Below are 23,755 nucleotides of genomic sequence, written 5' to 3'. Positions count from 1 at the left end.
GATGGTGAACGCATTCGATCTCGTGCCGCTGATCGCAGCGCTTCCCTTCCTGTCGTTCGTGATCGCGGTCACCGTCGGTCGGTGGCTGCCCAAGGAGGGTGCACTCCCCGGCGTCGCCGCGACGGCGGCCTCCCTCGCCCTCTCGATCTGGGCGTTCCTGACGGTCCGGGCCGACGGCGCCCACTACGACAACGAGCTGTACACCTGGATCGACGCGGGCGCGTTCGAACTCAGCTTCGGCGTGCTCGTCGATCCGCTCTCCTCGATGATGCTCGTCATCGTCTCGCTCGTGGCCTTCCTCGTCCACGTCTTCTCGATGGGCTACATGAACGACGACGAGCTTCACCGGGAGAAGGGCGGCTTCCCGCGGTACTACGCAGGCCTCGGCCTGTTCTCCGCGAGCATGCTCGCCTTCGTCTTCGCCTCGAACCTGCTGATGGCGTTCATGTTCTTCGAACTGGTCGGCCTCTGCTCGTGGATCCTCATCGGCTTCTGGTTCCGCGAGGAGGCACCGCCGAGCGCGGCGAAGAAGGCGTTCCTGGTCACCCGCTTCGGTGACTACTTCTTCCTCGTCGGCGTCGTCGGCGTCCTCGCGACGTTCGGCACCGCCGGCTTCGCACAGGAGGGCTTCCCGCAGATCGCCGCGCACTTCCTCGAGACCGGTGAGGGCGCCGACCACATCTGGGTTCCGGGCGATCTCGGCACCCAGCAGTGGTTCTCGATCCTCGGCCTGCTCGTGCTGGGCGGCGTGATCGGCAAGTCCGCGCAGTTCCCGCTGCACACGTGGCTCCCCGACGCGATGGAAGGTCCGACGCCCGTCTCCGCGCTCATCCACGCGGCGACGATGGTCGCGGCAGGCGTCTACCTCGTCGCGCGGATGTTCGGCTTCTACGCCGGGCTCCCGACGGTCCTCGCGATCATCGCGTTCATCGGGGGCTTCACCGCGCTGTTCGCGGCGTCGATGGGCGTGGTCAAGGACGACATCAAGCAGGTGCTCGCGTACTCGACGATATCACAGTACGGCTACATGATGCTCGCACTCGGCGTCGGCGGATACGTCGCCGCGAGCTTCCACCTGCTCAACCACGCCTTCTTCAAGGCGCTGCTGTTCCTGGGCGCGGGTGCGGTCATCGTCGCGACGCACCACCACCAGGACATGTGGAAGCTGGGCGGCCTGAAGCGGTCGATGCCCGTGACCTACTACACGTTCCTCGCGGGGTCGCTCGCGCTGGCCGGCATCGTGCCGTTCTCCGGCTTCTGGTCCAAGGACGAGGTGCTCTACGACGCGCTCCTCGTCGGCCTCGAAGAGCCGCTGTTCATGGCCGCGTACGCGATGGGGCTCGCGGCCGTGTTCCTCACCGGCTTCTACACCTTCCGGATGGTGTTCCTCACGTTCCACGGCGAGCCACGCAGCGAACACGCTCGGAACCCCGAGCCGCTCCGCTGGAACACCAAGGGCCCGCTCGCGGTGCTGGGCGTCCTCGCCGCGGTGACCGGCCTCATCAACATGAAACCGATCGCGGAGGTGCTGGGCTCGGACGACATCCTCTACCTCGAGCACTGGCTCGACGACGGCGCTGCCGCCGACGGCGGCGCGTGGATGGGCGATCTGACCTACCACCACTACGGTGACCTCGTCCACGAGGTCGCCGGCCTCCACGAGGCGTCGCTTGCACCGTACGCGCCGGCAGCGGTTTCGCTGGCCCTCGCGATCGGCGGTGCGCTCCTCGCCAAGCGCCTCTACGACGTGCCCGACCCCGAGCCTGCGACCGAGCGACTCGGCTCGGCCGGCACGCTGCTCCAGCGCAACTACTACCTCGACGAGTTCCAGGTCTGGCTCGCGACCGGTGTCACCGAACCCGTCGCTCGCGCCTGCAACACGTTCGACCAGGGGATCATCGACGGCACGGTCAACGCGACCAGCAGCGTGAGCCTGTTCTCGGGCCAGCGCGTCCGTCGCGTCCAGTCCGGTCTCGTCACCAACTACGTCGCTGTCATCGTCATGAGTCTCATCGTCTTCGTACTCGCCGTCGGGATCGTCGGGGGGTGGTTCCTGTGATTATCGAAGCGCTGCTCGCGGTCGCGCTGGTCGGCGGGTTCGCGGTCTTGCTCGCGCCGAACCGGCTCGCCGGGAAGCTGGCGTTCGGCATCAGCCTCGGCCCGCTGCTGGGCAGCCTCTGGATGTTCTGGCAGTTCGACGGCGACGGCAACCTGATGTTCGACTCGGCGGCCCGAAGCTTCGAGTCCTCGCTGTCGGGCACCACCGTCCTCTCGATGGGACCCTGGGACATCCAGTGGCTGGCCGCCGTCGACGGCATCAGCCTGCCGCTGGTCGTGCTCTCGACGATCCTCACCACGCTCGCGATCGTCTCCGCGTGGACGCCGATCGACGAGCGCCAGTCCCAGTTCTACGCGCTCGTCCTGTTCATGGAGGCGGCGTTGATCGGCGTGTTTACCCAACTGGACTTCTTCGTCTGGTTCGTCTTCTGGGAGGGCGTCCTCGTGCCGATGGTCCTGCTGATCGGCGTGTGGGGCGGCCCGCGCCGGAAGTACGCCGCGATCAAGTTCCTCGTCTACACGAACGTCGCGAGTGCCGTGCTGTTCGTGGGCTTCCTGGGCCTGCTCGCCGGGCTTGAAGGGTCGATCACCTCCTTCGCCCTGCCGGAGATCTCCCAGGCGATCCACGCAGATCAGCTCCAGAGCGTCGGACCATTCAGCGCGGAGGAACTGGCGACGATCAGCTTCTTCGCCATGTTCGCCGGTTTCGCGGTGAAGGTCCCGATCGTGCCGGTCCACACCTGGCTACCGGACGCCCACGTCGAGGCACCGACCCCGGTGTCGGTGCTGCTGGCCGGCGTCCTGCTGAAGATGGGGACGTACGCGCTGCTGCGGTTCAACTTCACGATGCTCCCGGAGGTCGCCGCGGCCAACGCCGAACTGATCGCCGTGATCGCCGTGATCTCGATCCTCTACGGCGCGATGCTCGCGCTCGCCCAGCGCGACCTCAAGCGCATCGTCGCGTACTCCTCCGTCTCCTCGATGGGGTACGTCATCCTCGGACTCGTCGCCTACACCATCTACGGGGTCGGCGGCGCGACCTTCCAGATGCTCTCCCACGGCCTCATCTCGGGCCTGCTGTTCATGACCGTCGGCGTGATCTACAACACGACGCACACGCGCATGGTCGGTGACATGTCGGGACTGGCCGATCGGATGCCGATCGCCTCCTGGGTGTTCGTCGCCGGCGCGTTCGGCTACATGGGCCTCCCGCTCATGTCCGGGTTCGCCGCGGAGCTGTTCGTGTTCATCGGCGCCTTCGGTGCCGCCGGCCTCGACTACTCGCCGGTCTTCACCGCGGCGGCGATGTTCGGTATCGTCGTCGTAGCGGGCTACCTGCTCGCCGCAATGCAGAAGTCGCTGTTCGGACCGTTCGAACTCGCGACCGACTACGAGATCGGTCGCGCGCCGTTCCACGACGTCGCGCCGCTGTTCGTGCTGCTCGGCCTGATCGTCGTGCTCGGCGTCGCGCCGGACGTGGTGTTCAACATGGTCGAAGACGCGACGCAACCGATCATCGAGGCGGCGAACGGAGGTGGTGCCTGAATGGCACTGGACACCCTCGGCGGCGAGGACTGGTTCCTCCACATGGCGCCCGCACTGCTGATGATTGCGACTGCGATCGCGCTGTTCGGCGTGGACGCGATCGATCCCGAGTCCACGAACCACCCGGCGGTCTTCGGCGTGACGATCGTCGGCACGCTCGCCGCGCTCGGATCGGCGGTCGCCCTGCTGCTCGGCTTCGGACCCGAGACGGGAACGACGCTGTTCGCGGATCAGCTGGTCGCCGACGAGGGCAGCCTCCTGTTCACCGTGATCGTGACGAGCGTCACGAGCCTCGTCGTGCTCGGCAGCTACGACTACATCCGCGACCTGCCGGACAAAGGCGAGTTCTACTCGCTCACCCTGCTCGCGGCGACCGGGATGGTCCTGATGGCCCACGCCAACTCCCTGGCGACGGTGTTCGTCGCCCTCGAACTGGCGAGCCTGCCGTCCTACGCGCTGGTCGCCTTCCTCAAGCACAACCGCGGCAGCGTCGAAGGGGGCCTGAAGTACTTCCTCATCGGCGCCGTCTCCTCGGCGATCTTCGTCTACGGCATCAGCCTCGTCTACGCGGCGACCGGCTCCCTCCAGCTGTCGGCGGTCGGCACTGCCGTCTCCGAGGGCGTCGACCAAACGGGCGTGCTCGGGCTCGGCGTCCTGCTGATGGTCGCCGGCTTCGGCTTCAAGATCGCCAGCGTGCCCTTCCACTTCTGGGCACCCGACGCGTACGAGGGCGCCCCCGCCCCGATCTCCGGGTTCGTCTCCTCCGCGTCGAAGGCCGCCGGCTTCCTGATCGCCTTCCGCGTGTTCACGACGGCGTTCCCGATCGGCCCGATGCAGGACGCGGGCATCGACTGGGTGTTCGTCTTCGGCGTGCTCGCGGTGCTCACGATGCTCCTGGGCAACCTCGCAGCGGCGACTCAGGACGAGGTCAAGCGCATGCTAGCGTACTCCTCGGTAGCCCACGCAGGCTACGTCCTGATCGCCCTCGCGGCGCTCAAGGACGGCGGCACGTACAACGACTGGGTGCTCGCGGGCGGCATGCTCCACCTGTTCGTCTACGGCTTCATGAACACCGGCGCGTTCCTGTTCGTCGCGCTGGCGGAGCAGTGGGACGTCGGACGGACGTTCGAGGACTACGCTGGTCTCGGCGAGGAGGCACCCGTCGCGTCCGCCGCGGTGACGGTCATGCTCTTCAGCCTGGCCGGCCTCCCGGTCGGCGGCGGGTTCTGGAGCAAGTTCATGCTCTTCGGCGGCGCCATCGAGAACGGGTTCTGGTGGTTCGCGGCGATCGGTCTCGCCGCGAGCGCGCTCTCCCTGTTCTACTACTGGCGCCTGATCCGGGCGCTCTGGATCGACGAGCCAGAACACGGCGGCCACGACCTCGGCTCGAAGCCGACGTCGCTGTACGTCGCTGTGCTGATCGCCGCACTCGTCACCGTCGCGTTGCTCGCCGCGGTCGGCCCGGTCGAGAACGTCGCGACGGACGCGGCGCAGGCGCTGGTCGGCTGAGGCCTCCCTCGCGATCGACTGGTTCTTCGCGTCGGTACGACCTCCCAGCTGTCGCTCGATCACCCTCGACGACAGCGGTGCCTGGTAGCTGTCCCCCGCCTCCTGTGGGCCGTTCTCGACTGCCGCCACCAACCGCAGGGACTTATTAGCCGCCCTCCCCACGACCCGACCATGACACCACACGCCGCCGGGGTGCGATCGCCATGAGCGATCTCGTGACCTTCGGCGAGACCATGCTTCGCCTGTCCGCGCCCCAGGGCGAGCGTCTCGAGCGGACCGAGGAACTGGACGTCTACGTCGGCGGCGCGGAATCGAACACCGCGATCGCCGCAGAGCGTCTCGGCGCGGTCTCGACGTGGCTCTCGGCCCTGCCGGACTCGCCACTGGGCCGACGGGTCGCCGCAGAGCTACACAGCCACGGCATCGACACCGAAATCGTCTGGTCGGACGACGGCCGCCAGGGACTCTACTTCGTCGAACACGGTGGGGAGCCCCGCGGCACGAACGTGATCTACGATCGGGCAGACGCACCGATCGCGAGCGTCGGTGCCGACCAGTTCGACCCGGCGGTCTTCGACGATGCGCGGCTCTTCTACACGAGCGGGATCACGCCCGCCCTTTCCGAGCAGGCCCGGGATACCACCTACCACCTGCTCCAGGGAGCCCGCGAGGCGGGGCTCCGGACCGCGATGGACCTCAACTACCGCTCGAAGCTCTGGACTCCAGAAGAGGCCAAGGCGACGCTGACGAAGCTCTTCCCGGCGCTCGACGTCCTCTTCGTGGCCAACCGCGACGCCCGGACGGTGCTCGGGTACGACGGGAACGCGACGGAGTTCGCGAACCACCTCATCGCCGAGTACGACCTCCAGACGGTCGTGGTGACCCGTGGCGAACATGGCGCGCTCGCGATCCACGACGGGGTCGTCCACGAGCACGACGTCTACGAGGCCGACACGTACGACCCGATCGGCACCGGCGACGCGTTCGTCGGCGCGTTCCTCGCCCGACGGCTCTCTGGCGACGACGTCGGCCGTGCACTCGAGTACGCCGCGGCGACGGCCTCCTACAAGCGGACGATCGCTGGCGACGTGGCCGCGGTCACGAAAGAGGAGGTCGAGGAACTCATCGAGAGCGGCGCCGAAGACGTCTCGCGGTAGCCGATCCGCCTCCGGTTCTGGCACTTTCTCGCTCCGGCACTGGCTACTCACCCGGCGACGCTCGTTCGATTTCCCTCCATGCTGCGGGGCTGCCGTGGAATTTATGCCCGTCAAACGGATAGTTACGAACGAACATGGGATTCGGTAGCTACGACGAATCCGAACAATCGAACCAGGAGATCGATACTGATCTCGACGAGGAGAACGTAGCGAGCGGGGAGACCGACCACGACGGGGACGTGGAGTTCGAGATCGGCGCGTCGAACGACGAACTACTCGATCGGCTCTCCGACATCAAAGACCAGCAGGCGGAGTGATGAAGTCCGGCGCCCGGGCAGTCGGGGTCGCGGAGTCCTACGCCCGTGGTGCCGATCGAAGCACGCTGGCTGGCGTCGTCTGTCGCGCCGACCGGACGGTGGACGGCTGTGCATTCGCCACCTGTACCGTCGGTGGCACCGACCTCACCGACGGCATCGCCACCGTCTACGATCGTCTCGATCGCGAAGACGTGAGCTACGTCCTCGTCGCCGGCGTCGCGCTCGCGTGGTACAACATTCTGGAACTCGAATCGGTCGCCGAGCGCGTCGACCGCCCGGTGATCGCGGTCACCTTCGAGGACAGCAGCGGACTCGAGTCGTCGCTGCGGGACGCGTTCGACGGGCAAGCGCTGTCCGAGCGACTCGAACGGTACCGAGCGCTGCCCGACCGACGCGCGACGACCGTCGACGGGCACGACCGCTACTACCGGGTGGCTGGCATCGACCCGACCGAGGCCGCCCGGGTCCTCGAGCACTTCACGGCCGAGGGTGGCCGGCCCGAGCCCCTTCGGGTCGCGCGGTTCGTCGCGCGAGCGGGGGACGACCTCCGGCGCGAGTGATGCCGGGAGCCCTCGTCCTCGTGAGGCGAGGCGTCGCTCGGGACCCTATCATTGAAACCCCGGACCGGCCTACTCCCTGGCAATGGAGGACGTCGAGGGAGGGACGGGCGACGGCGACGGCTGTATGGACGGCGTCGCCGTACAGCGCTGTGAGCGCTGCCCGGAACTCGTCGACTCGCGGAGCCGAATCGTCAACGGCGTCGGGCCCGAGGACGCCGCGCTCTGTTTCGTCGGCGAGGCGCCCGGCGCACAGGAGGACGCCGAGGGCGAACCGTTCGTCGGTCGGAGCGGCGACGTGCTCGACGAGGTGCTGCGCGACGTCGGCCTCTCGCGAGCGGACGTCCGGATCACGAACTGCGTGCGCTGTCGGCCGCCCGACAACCGCGATCCGAAGCAGGGGGAACTCGCGAACTGCCGGGGCTACCTCGAGCGCGAACTGTCGATCGTCGATCCCGAGATCCTCGTGACTCTCGGCAAAGTGCCGGCCGAACACCTGCTGGATCGAGACGTCGCGATCACGGCCGAGGCAGGCGACCTCGTCGAGACGCGGATCGGGGACCGGCCGCAACGACTCCTGCTGTCGGTCCACCCCGCAGCGACGCTGTACGATCGCAGTCAGCGCGAGCCCTTCGAGGAGACCATCGAGCGTGCCGCCGAACTCGCGGGCGAGGCGGTCGGCGACCAGTCGCGGCTGGGCGACTACTGAGTCGGCTTCGTCGGCCACTGGCTCAGCGGCGATGGGGAGACGGATCAGCGTCGATCGGTGGACGTTCAGCGCCGATCGGGGGCCGGTTCAGTGCCGATCGGTGACCGGTTCACGCCAGGGCGGTGGTCCTTTCATGCCCGGATTGCGTGACTCGACGGCTATCGGCTACCCGTCGTCGCCGTCGGTGCGAACCCGGAGGTCGACGAGGTGGTTCACGGCGCCGGGCCCCTGCCCGACGTCGTAGTGGTGACGCACGGCTCGTTCGAGAAAGTCCGTGCCCTCGCCGACGGCCGCGTCGAGCGGTTCGCCGCGGGCGAGCAGGGCTGCGATCGCGGAGGAGAGCGCACATCCCGAACCGTGGGTGGCCTCGGTGTCGACGCGGCCGTGCTCGAAAACCTGGGTCCGCTCCGGCGTGACGAGGACGTCTCGGATCGGGTCGCCGGCGACGTGGCCGCCCTTGATCAGCGCCGCGTCCGCACCCATCTCCAGGAGGGCATCGCCGGCCCGCTCGGCGCTCTCACGGCCGGTCACTTCGGTCCCCGTCAGGACGGAGGCCTCGTCGGCGTTGGGCGTGACGAGCGTCGCCTCCGCGATCAGGTCCTCGTACGCGGCCTCGGCGTCCTCGGTGAGCAACCGGTCGCCGCTCGTCGCGACCATGACTGGATCGACGACGGCGGGGAGCCCCGCGTCGGCGACCCGATCCGCGACGGCCTCGACGATGGGCGTCGTCGCGAGCATCCCGGTCTTGATCGCCTTTACGTCGAAGTCCGAGAGGACGGCGTCGTACTGGGCCTCGACGACCTCGACGGGGAGCACGTGGCTGTCCTCGACGCCGCGGGTGTTCTGTGCGGTCACGGCCGTGATCGCCGTCGTGCCGTAGACGCCGTGGGCCGCCATCGTCTGGAGGTCGGCTTGGATCCCGGCACCGCCGCCCGAGTCGCTGCCGGCGATCGACAGTGCGACCGGCGGCTCGGTCGGTGAGGGCGCTTGCATGGCGTGTGCTACTACCGGGTCGTACTAATCCGTGGTGTTCCGGTCGGGCTGCGTGTTTCGACGGCGTCGGCCCGTACCGGCCCGGCGCGTAGTTTCACCGCCGGACCAATCCTTATGGAGCTATCAGGCATAGGATACGCCACATGCGCAGTCTCACGATCGGCCGCGTGCTGGACATCCCGATCCGGATCAACGTCTCGTTGCTCCTGTTTCTCCCGATCCTCGTCTGGCTGATCGCGGGACAGATCGAACTCTACGCCGACGTCGTCAACGCCGTCTCCCCGACGACGGTGGACGCGGAGGTGCTCACCGAGGGGGAGACGCCCTGGATCATCGGGGTCGTGGCCGCCGTCGGACTCTTCGTCGGCGTGTTGCTCCACGAACTGGGCCACTCCGTGACCGCGATGCGCTACGGCATCGGCATCGCCTCGATCACGCTCTGGATCTTCGGCGGACTGGCCCGGATGGAGGACCTCCCCGAGGACTGGTCGATCGAGTTCTGGGTCGCCCTGGCTGGTCCGGTGACCAGCGTCGCGCTCGCGGGAATCTGCTATCTCGCACTGTTCGCCATCCCGTCGTCGGCACCCGCGGTCCTGATCTTCGTCGTGGCGTGGCTGGCGGTGATCAATCTCACGCTGGCAATCTTCAACATGCTGCCGGCGTTCCCCATGGACGGCGGGCGAATCTTCCGCGCCCTGCTCGCACGGAACCGTCCCTACGTCGAGGCGACCGCCATCGCTGCGAAGACGGGACGGTTCTTCGGCGTCGCGATGGTGTTGGTCGGCGTGTTGAACTTCGCGCCACTCCTCGCGCTCGTCGGCTTCTTCGTCTACGTCGCCGCCGGGGCAGAGTCACGCGTCGTGACGCTCCGCGACCTCCTCCGCGACGTGCGGGCCGACGACCTCTTGCAGACCGACTCGTCGACGGTCGGCACCGACACGACCGTTCAGGACCTCCTCCAGCGGATGTTCGAGGACCGTCGAACGGGCTATCCTGTGCTCGACGCCAACGGCCGGCTCGCGGGACTCGTGTCGCTGGGGGCGCTCCGGTCGGTGCCGCCGGCCGATCGATCGACGGTCACCGTCGCCGACGTCATGTCCCGGGACCCACCGACGGTCTCGATCGAGACGCCCGCCTTCGATGTCCTGGAACGCCTGGCGGAGACCGGAAGCGATCGCGTCGTCGTCCTCGAGGACGACCGCCTCGTCGGCACCCTGGACAACGAGGCGATCGTCGCCTACATCGATCTGGTCCAGGGGATCGGGCCGCTGCCCGAGACGGAGACGCCCGACGCGACGCCGCCGGACGGTTACGCCTGATTTCGGTGGCCGAGAACGGCTGGGACGACTGCTCGGTGCTGCACGCGATGCCGCTCCAGCAACGATCGCTCGTCGCGGAGACCTGCCGGTACTGGGGCGTTCGTCGACGAAAAACGGCGGATCGGCCCGCGATCAGTGACCGCGGTCCGAGCCCTCGGAAGCGCTCGGTCGGTTGGACTCGGCGCCCTTGCCGCGGTTGTTCAGGCCACGGTTGGACTGCCCAGCGGACGTCTTGCCGCGGAACGCGCGACCGGACTGGGAGTCCTCGCAGATCCAGTTGAGGTCGTCGTCGTTTTCGATCGCCGGGTGCTCGGGGTCCAGGAGGATGACCTCGTGCCACTTCTGGGAGCCGTCCTCACCGACCCAGTAGCTGTTGAGCACGCGGAGGTTCGGGAACGCTCGCGAGGAGCGCTCCTCGGCGATGCGCTGGATGTTCTTGCGACGCCCGATGCGGTTGACGCCCTGGCGCTTCGAGCGCCGACCAGCGGTGAACCGCTCCTTGCGAGCGGTCCCCTTGCGAACCGCGACGCGGGCGACGACGACGCCCTGCTTGGCCTTGTAGCCGAGTTCGCGAGCGCGGTCGAGGCGGGTGGGGCGGTCGACGCGGACGATCGCGCCCTGGTCGCGCCACTCCTGCTTTCGTTGCCACTGCAGTTCTGCGAGCTTGCCGTCGCCGGGATCGCGCCAGGCGTCCCGGATGTGCGAGTAGAAGCTTCGTGCCATTGTATTCTCCTCGGGCGTTTGGTGGTTCAACCCGATCGGCGTCGCGGTGGTGCCGTGCCGGCACGCGCGTCGCCTCTCCCGACGAACGCGTCGGCGTCCGTCGGCCAGGGTCACATCCCGGCCCGTCGCGAGACGGGTGCCCGCTGGAGCCCGACTGCCAGCGAGTTGTCCATTCTCCGCCCGTTCGGTGGTTAAACGCTTCGAATGGCGGTCGACGACCGGTTCGGCCTCCGATCACCGGGCGAACTGCGTTCGCTCCACACGTCGGGGACGAGTGAGCCGAGTCGCTCGACTGGTTCGCACGACACCGCGCAGCCGGGGATCGGTCGTCTCACTCCGCAATCGCTGAATCGGCCGTAATTTGTTTGCCCCGTGAGCCCACTTGCCTAATGCAGATACCAGTGCATCCGGACGGGAGGGGACCTGCCAGGTGGGCCTGGGGCGCCCGCCACCATCTCGGAGCGCAGCGAACGCCGGGGTGGTCACGATGGCAGTGACGGCGACGGGTTGGATGTATATAGGTTTGCTAACAGTTGCTGCCGTCGTCACTGCTATCCTCGCCCGCTACGCGATGGCGCGACGTCAGGAGCCCGGTGCGCTCGGGTTCGCCGGGATGATGGCCGCGGAGACGGTGTGGTCGGGAACGTACGTCGTCGCCCTCTTGGTCCACGACCCCGCCGCGCGAACGGTCCTCGAGAACGTAAAGTGGTTCGGGACCTGCGTCTACCTCTTCTTGCTACTGTTCGCCCTCGAGTACACCGGTCACGACGAGTTCGCGACGAGACGAATCCTCGGCCTGCTCTCGCTGCCCTGGATCGCCTCCGTCGGACTCATCTGGACGCAGCAGTGGCACGACCTCTGGTGGTCGACGTCCCTGATGGAGATTCACGGCCTCGCTATCCTCCAGTTCTCCTACGGCCCCGGCTTTCTCGCACACACGCTCTATAGCTACGTGATCATCTTGCTGGCCTCCGCGCTGTTGCTCCGCCTCGTCTTCGTCTCGGATTACCTCTACGCCGACCAGTCGGCGCTCCTCGTCTTCGGGATCCTCGCGCCAGTCGGGTTCAACGTCGCCGACATCGCGCTCCTCGAACCCGGCGCCGTCGTCGACCTCACGCCGGTCGCGTTCACCGTCTCCGGCCTCGCCTTCGGCTACGCGCTGTTCCGCCACCGGCTGTTCGACCTCGTGCCGGCGACGCGTCGCCTCGGCCGGAACGCCGCGATCGGGCAACTCGAGACCGGTATCGTGATCGTCGATACGGCCCACCGCGTCGTCTACTGCAACGCGGCCGCCGAACCCGTCCTCGGGCGTGAGCCAGCGGACGCCCTCGACGAGCCGTTACGCTCGCTCGTCGACGTCGACGAGGTCGACTTCGACGCCCCCGACGGCCTCGCCGAAATCGAGCGCGACGGAACTGTCTACGAGGTTCGAACGTCGCCGATCACCGACCGTCACGACCGCACCATCGGCCACACGCTCGTCGCGCACGACGTGACCGCTCGAAAACGCCGGGAGCGAGCCCTCGCCGCTCAGCGCGACGAACTCGAGACGCTATCGGCACTCAACGTGCTCATCCGCGGCGTCGTCCAGGCACTCGTCTCCGAGAACGAACGCGACGGGATCGAACGGGCAGTGTGCGATCGGATCGTCGAGGGCGACCTCTACCACACGGCCTGTGTCGGTGACGTGCAGACCTGGAACGGCGAGGCCGAACGCTGGACCGTCGCGGGGTCGAGCAGCGGTGCCGACGCCCCGTCCGTGGACACCGAGAAGCTCGACGTTACAGAGGGCCCCACGGTCGAGGGTGGTGCCGACGTCGATCGTCCGGCTGCGTCCGGGGCGGGGACCACGTCCGTGAGCGACGGTGCCGGGTCGGCAGGTGCGCACCTCCCCGCGGTGTCCGAGGACGCCCACACCTGGGTCGTCGTTCCGATCGTGTACGGCCGGACCGTGTTCGGCGCCATCGGACTCGCGACGGATCGCGACACCGTCTCCGCACGGGAGCGCTCGGTGCTCGGTGAACTCGGCGAAGCCGTCGGCCACGCCATGAACGCCGTGAGCACCCGACAGCTCCTCTCGACGGAGGCGGTCGTCGAGGTCGAGTTCGAGAGCACGACCGACGCCGACGCGCTCGTGGCAGCGACCGCCGGGACCGACTGCGAGCTCGAGCTGGCAGGCGTCGTCCCGGCGGGCGATCGATCGACGCTCGCCTACGTGCGGGTCGACGGTGACGTTACGGCCGCCGAGAACGCCCTCGCCGACGCGACCGAGGGCGAGGTCCGATCGATCCGCGGCGACGACTCCGGCGGGTTGCTCGAGTGGCGAGTCTCCGGCGCGGACCTCCTCGGGGCCGTGGTCGACCAGGGTGCGCAACTCCGGTCGTTCGAGGCGTCGGACGGACGGGTCGACTATCGGGCAGAAGTCGCCTCCGACGACGCGGTACGTTCGTTGCTCGACTCGCTGGACGGTCGGTTTGGCGGCGTCCGACTCCTGGCCAAACGCGAACGGGCCAGCTCGATCGAGGATTCGGCCGCATTGCCTGCAGATGGCATCGACGATCTCACGGACAGACAGCAGGAGGCGATCGAGGCAGCCTACCGGGCTGGCTACTTCGACTGGCCGCGGGAGTCGACGGCCGAGGAGGTCGCCTCGGCGATGGAGATCGCGCCCTCGACGCTGCACTCTCACCTCCGGAAAGCGGAAGGGACGTTGCTCGCGTCGTTGTTCGAGTCCGGACCGGACGATCAGTGAGTCGCTCGGTCGCACAGCGATCTCTAGGACGCTGGCGTCTCAGGCGACCGGCTCCCGATTCGTCCGTCACCGGCTACACTCACTTTCGAATATTGATTCTCGCAAACTGACTGCTCCAGCGGTCGAGCCCCGAGTTTTTTGCCACGTCCCACCGTGCGATCCCGTATGGCGGGGGACCAGGGTTCGACAGAACCCCTCGAACGGTTACTGTCCGGGTTGCTCGGCGACGAGGGCGTCGCGGTGCTCGACGACGTCACGACCGGCGACGTCACGTTCGAGGCGGTCACCGGCGTGGCGTACGAGGGTCGCGAGGTGATCAAGGAGGTCCTCTCCGAATCGATGGCCGCCTACGACGAGTACGACCTCGAGATCGAGTGGACCGTGGCCGACGGCGATCGAATCGTCGCCTCGACGCGGACGACGGCCAAATCACGACGGGGGATCCTCGGCATCCCGCCGCCGGAGGACACCCGGACCATCGAGACGATCTTCGACGGCCGCCTCGAGGACGGCAAGATCGCGTACCTCCGGCAGACGTTCGACACCCGCCAGATGATGCCGGTAGCGGTCCGTCGGGGTCGCGGGGCCGTGCTCGAACAGATGCGCGACGGCGTGATCGTCCTCGACGATCGCGAACTCGTCGTCGACGCCAACGCCGCGGCCTTCGAACTGCTCGGGGTCGAGCGCGAGGACGCAATGGGCGAGTCGATCGAGGACGTGCTCGGACTCGAGGACTACGAGATCGCTCCCTCGACCGATCCGACGGAGTACGAGCGCGATGGCCGCATCTACGAGCTCCGGAGTTCGCCGATCTTCGCGGAAGCCGACGAACCGGTCGGGCACACGGTGGTCGCCCGGGACGTCACCGAGCGCGAACGGCGTACACGGCAGCTCGCCGAACAGCGTGACGAACTCGAACGGCTCGCGGACCTCAACAGCATCCTCCGCGGGGTCAACCAGGCGCTCGTCGCCGCGACGACCCGTCAGGAGATCGATCGCACGGTCTGTGACCGCCTCGCAGCACCCGACCTCTACGATGCTGCCGTCGTCGGCGACGTGCAGACCTGGGCCGGCGACGCCGAGCGATGGACGGTTGCCGGGTCGCGAGACCCCACCGGGCTTCGCGTCCCGGAACTCGATCGCCCGCCAGCAGCGCGGAGCGACGGCGGTGCGTCGGTTCGACGGGCGTACGAACCGACCGTCGAGTCCGGTGCGGCCCCGTCGTCTGCGAACGCGAGTGCGACCCAGTCCAGCGCCGACGGCGCCGCCGATGACTCTGATCCTGCCGATTCGGGGGTTGCTTCCGGCGATAGCGAATCCTCGGCCGCTCCCGACCCTGCCGACACCTGGACCGTCGTTCCGCTGGTCTACGGAACGACCGTCTACGGGGCACTCGGCCTCTGTACCGATCGGGAGGCCGTCGGACAGCGCGAACGCGACGTCCTCGTCGAACTCGGCGAGACGATCGGTCACGCCATCAACGCGCTCGAAACGCGCCGGTTGCTCTCCGCGGACGCCACCGTCGCCCTCAAACTTGACTCCAAGGACTCGTCGGATCCGCTGGTCGCCGCGACAGCCAACGCGGACGGCGATGCGGCGATGGCCGTAGACGGCCTTGTGCCCGCTGGCGAGGGTCAAAACGTCGCGTATCTCGCCATCGAGGGCGAGCGGCCTGCGTCCGTCGCGTCGTCGTTCGAGTCCGAGGCGGCGGGCGACGTGCGGTGCGTCCGGGGCGAGGGCGACGGAGCAGACTGGCTCCTCGAGTGGTCGATGACCGGCGATTCGCCACTCGCGGCGCTCGTCGAATCCGGTGGCCACCTCGACGACGCCAGCGCAACCAACGGTCGTGCGACCTACCAGGTCGAGGTCGCGTCCGACGCCGACGTCAGGTCCCTGGTGGATCGGCTCCGATGTCGGTTCCCGGAGGTTCACCTCGTCTCGAAGTCCGAGCGCTCCGGGCCGCCGTCCTCTCCCGAGTCCGTCGTCGTCCCGGAGCGAACTGACCTCACCCAGCGACAGCGCGAGGCCCTCGAGGTCGCCTACCGGTCGGGCTACTTCGGCTGGCCCCGCGACTCCACCGCCGAAGAGGTCGCGGACGCGCTCGACGTCGCGCCGTCGACGCTGCACTCCCACCTCCGCAAGGCCGAGGCGGCCGTATTCGACTCGTTCTTCGGGGACCTCCACGCCGACGACTGATACTCTTCCCTCGGCGCGGGAATCGGCTCCCCGACGTTTGTCCTCCGACCGCGTCTGTACTCACATGCAACCACGATTCGTGGACCGTCTCGCAGACGGGACCCGACTGCTCCTCGGCCTGACCTACCTCGGTGGAGCGATGGTCCACCTGCTGTTCTGGGCGACCGACCGGAGCGTCTACGCCGACATCACCCAGTACGTGCAGTTCGACTGGTACCGCACCGTCTGGACCGACCTGGTCCTCCCGAACCTCGGCGTCTTGCTCCCGCTGCTCGCAGCGTTCGAACTCGCCGTCGGGGTGGCGATCTGTCTCGCGGGACGACGAGCACGACTCGGACTCGCCGCGGGTGCCGCGTTCAATCTCGTGGTCGCGCCACTCGGATTCTGGTGGCCGAGCAACGTCGCACTCGCGGCACTCCACGGTCTCCTGCTCCGCCGCGAGTTTCCGGATTCGGTGATCGGCGGCCTGGCTCTGCATCAGGGCCGCCGATCACGCGGCGACTGATCGATTCACCCGTTCGTTCCATCCGTCGATCCGGCGATCCGATTCGCCGCTATCTCGCGCGATCGTGTCTCGATTGGCGCCGAGGATCGATTTCGATTCGCTCCAGGCGTGCGATTTCGCCGGACCCGCGGCGTTCTCGGTGGCTATCGGCTCGTTTGGCCCGTTTTCCGTCGCGGACCGATTTGCTATCGCGATATATGGTATATACGTTCCCTGCGCGTCGCCGCTGCTGTCAGTTATGCTACTGTTCGACGTCGGTCACTCCCGATTCCAGGCGCCGCGGCGACCGATACGGTCGATTCGATCGTCGTCGGTCGAGAAGCTGCTACTCGGTGAACGAACGTCACGATCGGGAGGCGTGGTGGCAGTCGGCCCGTGGCTGGACCGACGATCTACGCCAGTTCGGCGATCCCGTGGAACTCGTCCTCGCGAATCGCGTCGGCGATCGCGGAGGCCGAAACGTCGCCCACGAACCCGGGGTATTTACGCTCGAAGTACCCGAGCACGTTCCCAACGTCACGGTCGAGATACTCCTCCGCGTTCTCGTGGTCCGTCGGGATCGACTGGGGCCAGTCGAAGATCGTCACGCCGTCCTCGGCGACGAAGACGTTGTATTCGCTCATGTCGCCGTGAACGTACCCCTCGGCGTAGGCGGTCTGGATCTCTCTGAGCAGGAGGTCGAGCACGCCCAGGACCTGCTCGTCTTCGAGACGCGTGCGCGAGAGCTCCACCCCGTCCATCTTCTCCATCACGATGGCGTGGCGGTTCTGGTCGATCGGCCGGGGAACCGAGACGTCAGGGTAGAGCGCTTCGAGGGCCTCGTACTCGCGTTCGGCTGCCTTTCGCGCGGTGTAGAGCCAAGAGACGTGCTCGTGGTCGGACGTGTAGTCGCGTTCCTTGGCGACCTTCCGGAAGTTGGTCACGCCCTCGCGGTGGTACTTCAGGGCGAGGGGCCTGTAGGACTCCACCTCGTACACGTCGCTTTCCTTCCCGACGCCGAGGCTCGCACCGACGCCGGTGATCGTCTCGCGCTCGGCGAACGTGTAGAGTGCCAGCGCGTCGTAGCCCTCGTAGGTTAGCTTGAACCCCTCGTACTGGATGGTCTTTCGCTCCACCAGTTCGAAGTCCACGCATCGCTCGAGACGGTAGTCGACGTTCTCGGGCGTGAGTCCAGAGAACTCCGGTAGCTTGCTCCGGGCCACCCACTCCGAGAATCGCATGCCGTGCTCGACGCCCGAGAGGAGGTGGACGTCCTCGGGCTCGAGCTCGGCGACGATCCCGGCGACGTTCTGGACCATAGACGTGGGTGGCGTCCTGGTGGGAAAAGCCCCTCGCGTTGCCCGCTGACGCCCCTGTTCTTAAATAGTATATCGAATAACGCGATAGAGAATATCGGGGGATGGCCCACGGGCGCGTGTACTCAGGAACGGGACGATCGACACGTTCAGGCCGTCTACGTCGGAAATCCGGGACAATTGCCGTCGTCGGCGGGACGGGTGGAACTTCGGCGTCGATCGAGTGCGCTCGCGAGCGAATCGCAACTCGACGTTCGGGAACGGCGCCAGCACCGGGGATCGCGATATACTGCCCGCCGCTGGGGCCACGCTTCCCCGACAGCGGATCGATAGTAACAGTCCTCGCCCAGGGCGTCGTCTCCGTCTTCGCCGAGCGCGCACTCGTGTCTTTGCCAGTTTGTGGCCGCGTGGTCTGGCACGCCGAACGCACGACTGCACCTAGTTTGATGCCCGTGCTGACCGTGGTTCGGGCCATGGACGAGGACTCCGATGCGAACGAGTACGAGGTCGTCGTGGTCGGCGGCGGCCCGGCGGGGATGACTGCGGCGCTCTACACCACCAGACTCGGGCACGCGACGGCGCTCGTCGACCGCGGCGGCGGTCGGGCGGCGATGATGCAGGAGACGCACAATCTGCTCGGCGTCACGGAAGACACCAGCGGCGCAGAGTTCCTGAACGTGGGCCGCGAGCAACTCGACGCCTACGGCACCGAGCGCCACCGTGACCTCGTCGGAACCTGTGCCCGGACCGAGGACGGTCGGTTCCGTCTCACCGGCAACGAGGGAGAGTACGTCGCCGACGCCGTCGTGCTCGCGACCGGCTTCAACGACGTCCGCCCGGAGCCGCCACTGCCCCGGACCGGCCGTGGACTTCACTACTGCCTGCACTGCGACGCCCACATGTTCGTCGGCGAGTCCGTCTACGTGATGGGCCACGGCGAGAGCGCCGCCCACGTCGCCGGTATCATGCTCAACTTCACCGACGAGGTCGACCTCCTCCTGCGCGGTGACGAACCCAGCTACAGCGACGAGACCGCCGAGATGCTCGCGAACCACCCGATCGACGTGATCGACGAGGACGTCACCGGCGTGAACAACGGCGAGAACGGCTGGCTCGAGTCCCTCGAGTTCGAGGACGGGACGGTCAGGGAGTACAAGGGCGGCTTCGCGATGTACGGCTCGGAGTACAACAACGGGCTGGCGCGGGAACTCGGCTGCGAGATCAACGAGGACGGCACGATCGTCGTCGACGACCACGGCCGCACGAGCGTCGACGGGGTCTACGCAGTCGGCGACTGCACGCCCGGCCACAACCAGCTTCCCGTCGGGATGGGCCAGGGCGCGAAGGCGGGCATCGACCTGCACTTCCAGCTTCGCGAGTTCCCCCGAGACTCCGAACTCCTGGCCGAACAGGGCCCCGTTCGCGAGGACGAGGTCCCGGGGATCCCGGATGCCCTCCTGGAGCAGGCGATCGACTTCCACACGTACGGATAGGACGGTCGGCAGCGGAACGGCGCGTGTGAGTGCTTGCGGTTCTCCCTGCTGAGGGGCGCGTCTCCGGCGACCGACCGGCGGGTCCGCAGTCTGCAGGACCGTTCCCAGTCGGTCTGACCGTCGATTCTCAGGCGCTCTGGTCTGTCTCGGCGCCGTGTTCCTCGCGGGCGTGGACTTCTAGTTCGTCCATGCTCTCGAACGTCGCCCCACAGGCCTCACACTTGTGTTGGTCTGACATGCGTCACCTGGTAGCACGCGGAAGCGTGTATCGGTATTCCAAGACTGGAGGCGGATTGGCTGCCAGCTACGGTGGATTCGATCCTTCGTCGCCGGGGTGCAGCCGGGACTCTCGGTACGCCCGCTCCTCGCGGGCCTGGTCCAACTGATCCGGACGGACGCCCTACTCCTCGGAGCAACGTTGAAACGGGTGCCCGACGTCGATACGACTCCCGAAGCGTCCACTCGTCCTGCTCTCCCCAAATCGGTAGGCGACGAACGGAGCCTCTTTCCACCACTATGATTCCTGACGCGTTCCGAACGGTCGACGGTCGCACCGTCCCAGCAGTGACGGCCGCAGAGATGCGCGACGTCGACCACGTGGCCGTCGAGACAATCGGCGTCGGCGTCCTGCAGATGATGGAACACGCCGGCCGGGGGCTCGCCCTCGAGGCGCTGTCGCTCCTTGACGGCGATTCCGTCGGTGGCTCCGGCCCCAGGGCGCCCCGACACACGGCGGCTCCGATCCCGGACGAGCCGGTCGTCGTCCTCGCTGGAGCGGGCGGGAACGGTGGCGGTGGCCTCTGTGCGGCCCGCCACCTCGCGAACCGCGGCGTCCCGGTTCGGGTCGTGCTCGATCGCGATCCTGGTGCGCTCGACGGGCCTGCGGCGACGCATCTGTCGATTCTCGAGTCGATGCAGATCGACGTCGAGCGTGGTCCCGACGCCACTGCAACCGTGGCTCCGTCGGTAATCCTCGATGCCCTGGTCGGCTACGGCGTCGATGGGGCGCTGCGTGGCACCAGCGCTGCGCTCGCTGGACTCGCCAACGAGACTAGCGCCCCGACGCTCTCGCTGGACGTGCCCTCAGGACTCGACGCGACGACTGGCGACCGGCCCGGCACCGTGGTCGACGCCGACGCCGTGCTCACCCTCGCGCTGCCGAAAACGGGCCTCGACGCCGATCCCGCACCGGTGCTCGCGGACATCGGGCTCCCGGCAGCGGTCTACGAAGCGCTCGACATTCCGTACGAGTCGCCATTCGATCGTCGATTCCGCGTGCGGCTGGTCCGGTCGTAGATCCGCGGGCAGGATGGGTCGTTCGTCGTTCGCCCCCGAGTGACCGCTCGCCCCCGTCGCCACTTGCTTAGACGCGCTCGTCCTCGGCCGGCGGTCGGAGGTGCTCGTTTCCCCACTCGCGCATCGCTTCGATCACCGGTTCGAGCGATGCGCCGTGCTCGGTCAGTTCGTACTCCACCCGGAACGGCTTCTCGCTGACGACGGTCCGATCGACGAGGGAACGCTCCTCGAGGTCTTCGAGGCTCTCGGAGAGCACCTTGCTCGAGATGCCGTCGACGTGGTTCTGGAGCTCGCTGAAGCCGCTGGGGCCGGCGTCGAGCAGCCGGTGGACGATCACCGGGTGCCACTTCTTCCCGATCAGGGTCGCGGTGGTGGTGACCGGACACCAGTGCTCACCGGCGCACCAGACCTCGAGGCGCTCCGGGGCGTCCACGGTGCCTCCGCTGCCGTCAGTCATGGATTCCGGGGATCATCGCATGACCTCGAGGTCGACGGCGAGCGTCGACTGGAGCCAACCGTCCTCCTCGTCGCGGTCGTAGATCAGCACCTGGCCGTCGTCGATGCGGATCTGGTCGTACCGGTCGTAGCTGACGGCGTCGACGCCGCTGGTCTCGAAGGATCGGTCGGTGCCGTTCCGGGAGCTGACTGCCATTGTAGGGGTTACCTCTCACTACCTGATTACGACTCGTCACCCAAAAGTGCGCGGTTACACTGGCGTAACCGGTGCGGGTCGGCCGTTCGGCGATCCGCTACTGGACGAGCGCGGCCCGCGCGGACGGGAGGCTGGCGACGGTCGCCACGCCGTCGAAGCCGAATCGTCTCACCGATTGCAGCGATCGAACGGTCTGTAGAGAACGGGCGATCTCACCGAACGTTCTGCCGTCTGGACGACCACGAAATTCGCTTTTATATAATCTATAGATCAATTCCGATAGAATCGAAAACCAGGATCGCTGAGTGGCGAGTACTCTCACGGAGTACTGCGGTTGGGCGGCCGTTCGACACGACCACACGACCCCCGAATCGTGAAGCGACCTTTCGTCGAGCCGATATAACGGTTTCCCGGTGGTGTGCGGCAGTGATTTTCCGGGCTACACCCATGCCCGTGCCGGCGTGACAACTGTACGCACATGAACCACGAACGACGGCGATTCCTGCAGATCGGCGGCGCAGCTGCGGTCGCGGCGATCGCCGGCTGCACCGGCGACTCGAACGACGGCGACGACTCCGGCAACGGAACGAACAGCGTCGACGGCTCCGCTGGCGGTGGCACCACCGACGGCGATAGCGGGTTCGGGAGCGGCGACGGTGCCGAGTTCGACTTCGGCGGCTGGCTCGCGGACACCGACAACTACGACGGGACCACCGTCGACGAGCGCGGGGCGAGCAGCGTCACGATTCAGGTCGGCGCCGAGGCCAACGGCGGCGCCTTTGGCTTCGCGCCGCCCGCGGTCTGGGTCGACCCAGGTACGGACGTCGTCTGGGAGTGGACCGGTGACGGCGGTAGCCACAACGTCGTCGCCGAGTCCGGCGCCGAGTTCCGGAGCGGCGATCCGACGGGCGACGCGGGAACGACCTTCTCCCAGAGGTTCGACGATACGGGCATCGTGACCTACTACTGCAACCCTCACCGCGACATGGGGATGAAGGGTGCCGTCGTGGTCGGGGAGCCCGAGGAGGGTGCCGGCGAGAACGGCGCCAGCGCGTACGGGTTCCAGGCCGCGTCGATGGACGCCTACTGGTACTCACTGTACAACATGAGTACGAACATCGCGATGAGCGGCAACGGCGTCCCGTTCCCGCTGAACGACCAGATGGAGGAACTGCAGGACCAGCGCATGCCTGCGATGCTCGAAGCGGCCGACGTCGACCGGCCGCCGATCGCGAACCCGAACCTGAGCCTGGCCGCCTTCACCGAGGGCGATCCCCACTTCACCCAGGAGCCGGTCCTGGAGGACGACACTGGTCGGCCCGACGCGAGCACGCTGGGATGGGACAAGAGCCAGTCCTCCGGCGTCGTGAGCCCCTCCTCGGTGGCATGGACGCACCTCAAGGGCGTCACCTGGGCGAAGAACTTCCAGGCCCACTTCGACGTCCTCCCGACGGAGATGGCGCCGAAGTTCCGGGCCCAGCTGCTGAGCACGCTCGCACAGGTCGGGATCAACGCCGCCATCCTGGTGGGTGGCTCCCGCGAGAACGGCGCGTTGACCCACGGCGACTCCTGGGAGTTCCTCTCGCAGTACCGCCCCAGTGCGGGTGAGATCGTGGACGATTCCCGGCGACCCCACCACCACGCCGCGATGGTGTGGTTCCTCTCCGATATGACCAGCCTCGCTCAGAACGGCTGGTTCGGCTACGAGAACCCGCGACCGCTCCTGCCGAAAGCGGAGGGCGCCGACGCCGTCTTCGATCCACCCGTCGGCATCCAGGAGATCACCGACGGCGTGGCCGCGACCACCATGGATCTCTTCACGCCGGCGGAGATCGTCGAGCAGGAGTCCACGCGTTCGGTCGGACTCATGCTCGCTGCGATCGGGTACTACGGCCCGCAGGCTGGTGGCGAGGCGCAGCGCAACGCGGCTGCGCAGTACGCCAACGACCTCGCGTCCGTGATCGAGGACACTCTCACCGACGACGGTCGGGTCGAGAATGGCGCAGCGAATCAGGCCGCCACGCAGGGCATCGTCGCCCAGGGACTGCTCTGGGCGTCCCAGTTGGACGGCGTCGACCACGCCGACACGGCCGATCGCGTCGTCGACTTCCTCATAGAGGAGCTGTGGGACGAGAACGCCGGCACCTTCGCCTCCGGCACCGACGACGCGACGTACACGATCACCGCTCGCGACGCGGGGGACCTCACCGGCGGCCTCAACGCTGCCGACGTCCTGCTCGAGCGCTCCGACGTCCAGGAGACGTTCGCGCGCTTCTTCGACCAGACGTTCAACCGCGGCGAACTCCAGCGCGCCGAGCGGCCGCCCTCTCGCGACGAGAGCGCCGAGCACACGCTGCCCCTCCCACCGGCGGCGGGTGGCGAGTTCGGCCAGGCCGCGGTCTACAACGGGGCGGTCGAGTACGATCCCGCGGCCGACGAGTGGACCGTCACCGACGACAGGTTCTACACGGAGGAGGCGCTCTACCTCGCGAACCAGGACATCTGGGTTGGGAACTGGGCGGGCGACTTCTACCAGGGCCGGGGCGTCCCCGGGGAGAGCGACTCGCCACCGTAGGAACTCCCGCCTTGCCCGGTTCTGGCCAATCGGACGTCCCGGTCGGCCAGTAACCAGCCCTCGGCCGGTCTTTGGTCGATCCTTGGTCGGTAGCTGGTGGGCCC

At 67.6% G+C, this 23,755-nt stretch carries 18 protein-coding genes and 1 pseudogene; 14 read left to right on the top strand and 5 right to left on the bottom strand.

The features are described from left to right. The first annotated feature begins 1 nt into the window (after window position 1). From nuoL to L593_RS03765, 7 genes are all read left to right on the top strand, one after another. Window positions 2-2,059 (top strand): NADH-quinone oxidoreductase subunit L, encoded by a 2,058-nt coding sequence (gene nuoL / locus L593_RS03795; RefSeq protein WP_020445608.1) that lies wholly within the window; start codon window positions 2-4, stop codon window positions 2,057-2,059. Further along, window positions 2,056-3,603 (top strand): NuoM family protein, encoded by a 1,548-nt coding sequence (locus tag L593_RS03790; protein WP_020445607.1) that lies wholly within the window; start codon window positions 2,056-2,058, stop codon window positions 3,601-3,603. Before nuoL ends, L593_RS03790 begins: the two co-directional genes overlap by 4 nt. Further along, window positions 3,604-5,112, top strand: coding sequence for an NADH-quinone oxidoreductase subunit N (locus tag L593_RS03785; protein WP_020445606.1), 1,509 nt, complete (start codon window positions 3,604-3,606; stop codon window positions 5,110-5,112). 203 nt (window positions 5,113-5,315) lie between these two features. Next, the gene (kdgK1, locus tag L593_RS03780; protein WP_020445605.1) at window positions 5,316-6,269 is read left to right on the top strand and encodes a bifunctional 2-dehydro-3-deoxygluconokinase/2-dehydro-3-deoxygalactonokinase; all 954 of its coding nucleotides are present in this window, start codon (window positions 5,316-5,318) and stop codon (window positions 6,267-6,269) included. 134 nt (window positions 6,270-6,403) lie between these two features. Continuing rightward, window positions 6,404-6,586 carry a DUF5786 family protein gene (locus L593_RS03775; RefSeq protein ID WP_020445604.1) on the top strand — a complete coding sequence of 61 codons (183 nt, stop codon included), beginning with the start codon at window positions 6,404-6,406 and terminating at the stop codon, window positions 6,584-6,586. Beyond that, entirely contained in the window at window positions 6,586-7,146 is a 561-nt protein-coding gene (locus tag L593_RS03770; RefSeq protein WP_020445603.1) for a DUF99 family protein, read from the top strand. Before L593_RS03775 ends, L593_RS03770 begins: the two co-directional genes overlap by 1 nt. Window positions 7,147-7,270: 124 nt before the next feature. Beyond that, complete coding sequence (locus tag L593_RS03765; RefSeq protein ID WP_049894287.1) at window positions 7,271-7,852, top strand: uracil-DNA glycosylase family protein; 582 nt, start codon at window positions 7,271-7,273, stop codon at window positions 7,850-7,852. A gap of 192 nt (window positions 7,853-8,044) precedes the next feature. Here the strand turns inward: L593_RS03765 and thiD are convergent. Further along, window positions 8,045-8,845, bottom strand: a pseudogene (thiD, locus tag L593_RS03760) (bifunctional hydroxymethylpyrimidine kinase/phosphomethylpyrimidine kinase); the annotation flags it as partial. Window positions 8,846-8,988: 143 nt separating this feature from the next. Between thiD and L593_RS03755 the strand changes: the two are divergent. Next, window positions 8,989-10,164 (top strand): site-2 protease family protein, encoded by a 1,176-nt coding sequence (locus tag L593_RS03755; protein WP_020445600.1) that lies wholly within the window; start codon window positions 8,989-8,991, stop codon window positions 10,162-10,164. 132 nt (window positions 10,165-10,296) lie between these two features. Here L593_RS03755 and L593_RS03750 read toward each other — a convergent pair whose 3' ends face one another. Beyond that, window positions 10,297-10,887, bottom strand: coding sequence for a 50S ribosomal protein L15e (locus L593_RS03750; protein ID WP_020445599.1), 591 nt, complete (start codon window positions 10,885-10,887; stop codon window positions 10,297-10,299). 487 nt (window positions 10,888-11,374) lie between these two features. On the opposite strand from L593_RS03750, the gene L593_RS03745 reads away from it, so the two are divergent. From L593_RS03745 to L593_RS03735, 3 genes are all read left to right on the top strand, one after another. Then, complete coding sequence (locus tag L593_RS03745) at window positions 11,375-13,639, top strand: histidine kinase N-terminal 7TM domain-containing protein (RefSeq protein ID WP_144060693.1); 2,265 nt, start codon at window positions 11,375-11,377, stop codon at window positions 13,637-13,639. Window positions 13,640-13,804: 165 nt separating this feature from the next. Continuing rightward, a complete protein-coding gene (locus L593_RS03740; RefSeq protein WP_020445596.1) occupies window positions 13,805-15,835 on the top strand; it encodes a bacterio-opsin activator domain-containing protein in 2,031 nt (676 codons plus the stop codon). A 64-nt stretch (window positions 15,836-15,899) separates the two neighbouring features. Further along, window positions 15,900-16,340 (top strand): hypothetical protein, encoded by a 441-nt coding sequence (locus L593_RS03735; RefSeq protein ID WP_049893828.1) that lies wholly within the window; start codon window positions 15,900-15,902, stop codon window positions 16,338-16,340. A 392-nt stretch (window positions 16,341-16,732) separates the two neighbouring features. Here L593_RS03735 and L593_RS03730 read toward each other — a convergent pair whose 3' ends face one another. Further along, window positions 16,733-17,638 carry a serine/threonine-protein kinase RIO2 gene (locus tag L593_RS03730; protein WP_020445594.1) on the bottom strand — a complete coding sequence of 302 codons (906 nt, stop codon included), beginning with the start codon at window positions 17,636-17,638 and terminating at the stop codon, window positions 16,733-16,735. A gap of 470 nt (window positions 17,639-18,108) precedes the next feature. On the opposite strand from L593_RS03730, the gene L593_RS03725 reads away from it, so the two are divergent. Then, window positions 18,109-19,128 carry an NAD(P)/FAD-dependent oxidoreductase gene (locus tag L593_RS03725; protein WP_049893826.1) on the top strand — a complete coding sequence of 340 codons (1,020 nt, stop codon included), beginning with the start codon at window positions 18,109-18,111 and terminating at the stop codon, window positions 19,126-19,128. A 516-nt stretch (window positions 19,129-19,644) separates the two neighbouring features. Further along, complete coding sequence (locus tag L593_RS03720; protein ID WP_020445591.1) at window positions 19,645-20,424, top strand: NAD(P)H-hydrate epimerase; 780 nt, start codon at window positions 19,645-19,647, stop codon at window positions 20,422-20,424. Between the two features lie 67 nt (window positions 20,425-20,491). Here the strand turns inward: L593_RS03720 and L593_RS03715 are convergent, their stop codons facing one another. Together L593_RS03715 and L593_RS03710 are read right to left on the bottom strand one after the other, a co-directional pair. Further along, the gene (locus L593_RS03715; protein ID WP_020445590.1) at window positions 20,492-20,881 is read right to left on the bottom strand and encodes a helix-turn-helix domain-containing protein; all 390 of its coding nucleotides are present in this window, start codon (window positions 20,879-20,881) and stop codon (window positions 20,492-20,494) included. A gap of 12 nt (window positions 20,882-20,893) precedes the next feature. Beyond that, window positions 20,894-21,076, bottom strand: coding sequence for a hypothetical protein (locus tag L593_RS03710; RefSeq protein WP_020445589.1), 183 nt, complete (start codon window positions 21,074-21,076; stop codon window positions 20,894-20,896). Window positions 21,077-21,554: 478 nt separating this feature from the next. On the opposite strand from L593_RS03710, the gene L593_RS03705 reads away from it, so the two are divergent. Continuing rightward, the gene (locus L593_RS03705) at window positions 21,555-23,651 is read left to right on the top strand and encodes a halocyanin domain-containing protein (RefSeq protein ID WP_020445588.1); all 2,097 of its coding nucleotides are present in this window, start codon (window positions 21,555-21,557) and stop codon (window positions 23,649-23,651) included. The last annotated feature ends 104 nt before the right edge of the window (window positions 23,652-23,755 follow it).

This window comes from Salinarchaeum sp. Harcht-Bsk1, from assembly GCF_000403645.1.
Lineage (GTDB): Archaea > Halobacteriota > Halobacteria > Halobacteriales > Salinarchaeaceae > Salinarchaeum.
The sequence above is the reverse complement of the archived record's forward strand: the minus strand, read 5'-3'. Positions and strand labels throughout refer to the sequence as shown.

Bases quoted from the DNA above. Each gene is read 5' to 3' on its own strand.
- L593_RS03750 (WP_020445599.1), bottom strand. From the start codon at position 10,887: ATGGCACGAAGCTTCTACTCGCACATCCGGGACGCCTGGCGCGATCCC.
- L593_RS03735 (WP_049893828.1), top strand. From the start codon at position 15,900: ATGCAACCACGATTCGTGGACCGTCTCGCAGACGGGACCCGACTGCTC.
- L593_RS03730 (WP_020445594.1), bottom strand. From the start codon at position 17,638: ATGGTCCAGAACGTCGCCGGGATCGTCGCCGAGCTCGAGCCCGAGGAC.
- L593_RS03715 (WP_020445590.1), bottom strand. From the start codon at position 20,881: ATGACTGACGGCAGCGGAGGCACCGTGGACGCCCCGGAGCGCCTCGAG.
- L593_RS03705 (WP_020445588.1), top strand. From the start codon at position 21,555: ATGAACCACGAACGACGGCGATTCCTGCAGATCGGCGGCGCAGCTGCG.
- L593_RS03770 (WP_020445603.1), top strand. From the start codon at position 6,586: ATGAAGTCCGGCGCCCGGGCAGTCGGGGTCGCGGAGTCCTACGCCCGT.
- L593_RS03745 (WP_144060693.1), top strand. From the start codon at position 11,375: ATGGCAGTGACGGCGACGGGTTGGATGTATATAGGTTTGCTAACAGTT.
- L593_RS03720 (WP_020445591.1), top strand. From the start codon at position 19,645: ATGATTCCTGACGCGTTCCGAACGGTCGACGGTCGCACCGTCCCAGCA.
- L593_RS03725 (WP_049893826.1), top strand. From the start codon at position 18,109: ATGGACGAGGACTCCGATGCGAACGAGTACGAGGTCGTCGTGGTCGGC.
- nuoL (WP_020445608.1), top strand. From the start codon at position 2: ATGGTGAACGCATTCGATCTCGTGCCGCTGATCGCAGCGCTTCCCTTC.
- L593_RS03755 (WP_020445600.1), top strand. From the start codon at position 8,989: ATGCGCAGTCTCACGATCGGCCGCGTGCTGGACATCCCGATCCGGATC.
- L593_RS03765 (WP_049894287.1), top strand. From the start codon at position 7,271: ATGGACGGCGTCGCCGTACAGCGCTGTGAGCGCTGCCCGGAACTCGTC.
- L593_RS03710 (WP_020445589.1), bottom strand. From the start codon at position 21,076: ATGGCAGTCAGCTCCCGGAACGGCACCGACCGATCCTTCGAGACCAGC.
- L593_RS03775 (WP_020445604.1), top strand. From the start codon at position 6,404: ATGGGATTCGGTAGCTACGACGAATCCGAACAATCGAACCAGGAGATC.
- kdgK1 (WP_020445605.1), top strand. From the start codon at position 5,316: ATGAGCGATCTCGTGACCTTCGGCGAGACCATGCTTCGCCTGTCCGCG.
- L593_RS03785 (WP_020445606.1), top strand. From the start codon at position 3,604: ATGGCACTGGACACCCTCGGCGGCGAGGACTGGTTCCTCCACATGGCG.
- L593_RS03740 (WP_020445596.1), top strand. From the start codon at position 13,805: ATGGCGGGGGACCAGGGTTCGACAGAACCCCTCGAACGGTTACTGTCC.